Source organism: Azomonas macrocytogenes (assembly GCF_014191985.1).
GTDB classification, from domain to species: Bacteria; Pseudomonadota; Gammaproteobacteria; order Pseudomonadales; family Pseudomonadaceae; genus Azomonas; species Azomonas macrocytogenes.
On sequence record NZ_JACHXI010000061.1, the window covers coordinates 1 to 1,582 of the forward strand.

At 60.9% G+C, this 1,582-nt stretch carries 1 protein-coding gene; it reads right to left on the reverse strand.

Translation table 11 applies throughout. From position 1 onward, the window contains the following. Positions 1–1,582 (reverse strand): amino acid adenylation domain-containing protein (locus tag FHR87_RS18850; RefSeq protein ID WP_183168294.1); only part of this gene is annotated, 1,582 nt, incomplete at both ends.

Genomic DNA, 1,582 nt, shown 5'->3' on the forward strand with positions numbered 1-1,582 from the left:
ACCCGCTCGACCTTCAGCACCTGCGCCCAGATCCCGGCCAGTTGCTGCTCCAGTTCGCTTTGCGGTGCCACGTATTCCTGCTGCAGCAGGCTGATATCCGGCCTGGGCAGCGCCTTGCGGTCCAGCTTGCCATTGGGCGTCAGTGACATCCGTTCCAGCAGGATCAAATGCGCCGGCACCATGTAGTCCGGCAAGGTGGTTTTAAGATGCTCTTTCAGTTCACTGCGCAGAGCAAGTTGCCTTTCCTCGGACGCCAGAACCGACGGATCGCTGGGTACCAGATAGCCGGCCAGTTGCTTGCCGCTGGAGCCATCAATATCGATCACCACGGCTTCGCGCACCGCCAGATGCTGTTGCAGCCGCGCTTCGATCTCGCCCAGTTCGATCCGGAAACCACGGATCTTTACCTGGTGATCGATCCGGCCCATGTATTCGATCACGCCATCGGCGCGGTAACGGGCCAAGTCACCGGTGCGGTACAGCCGTCCACCCTGATCGTCGAAGGGGTCGGGAATGAAGCGCTCAGCGGTCAATCCCGCTTTATGCCAGTACCCTTCGCCAACACAGAAACCGCCGATATGCAATTCGCCGATGACGCCAGGCGCAACGGGGTAGCCGCCGTTATCCAGGATATAGGTCTGAACCCCCGGTAACGGGCGACCGGTCGGCATGCTATGGCCGGCGTACGCGGTCAGGTTTTCGAGTGTGTGCGCCACGACCACATCGGTACATTCGGTCGGACCATAGGTGTTGTGCAGACGCACCGTCTCGCTCTGCGGGGCGCTCAGCCAGTCCGATAGTTCGGCCAGGCTGATGGGCTCGCCTCCCAGCAGTACATGCCGCAGTGAGGCCAGTCCAGCATAGTGGCCACCTTGCAACAGCGGGTAGAAGGCGCTGGGTGCGCAGTTGATCAGGGTAATGCCATGCTCGGCGATCTGCTGGCGGTAAGCGTCCGGATCGTAGCCGGTTGTGCCAGCAGGAATATGCAGTTGTCCGCCCGCACAGAGAATGCCGTGCAGGTTTTTCTGGGTCAGGTCGAAGCTGTAGGAGCTGATCAGCAGTACTTTGTCCTGGGCTGTCAGTTCACAGCGCTGTTGGAACCAGTGCAGCAGGTTGACGAAGCTGTTGTGCCTGAGGGCCGTGCCCTTGGGTTGTCCGGTGGAGCCTGAGGTATAGATCACATAGGCCAGATTCTCCGGCTGCGCCAGGTTTTCCAGATTGCTGTCCGGGTAGGCTGACAACTCTTCGTCCATCCGATCCAGGCACAGGCTGTGTACCGACCCTGGAATCGACAAGCGCTCCAGTAAAGGGCTCTGGGTCAGCAGCAGACCGATGCCGCTGTCTTCGATCATGTAGGCCAGGCGATCCTTGGGATACGCCGGATCCAGCGGCACATAGGCACCGCCGGCCTTGAGAATCGCCAGCAGGCCCACGATCATTTCCAGGCTGCGTTCGACCGCGATGCCCACCAGTACATCCGGACCCACGCCCTGTTCGCGAAGCTTGTGGGCCAGGCGGTTGGCCTGGCGGTTCAGCTGGTCATAGCTCAGGTGCTGCTCGCCGAAGACCACGGCAGTGGCGT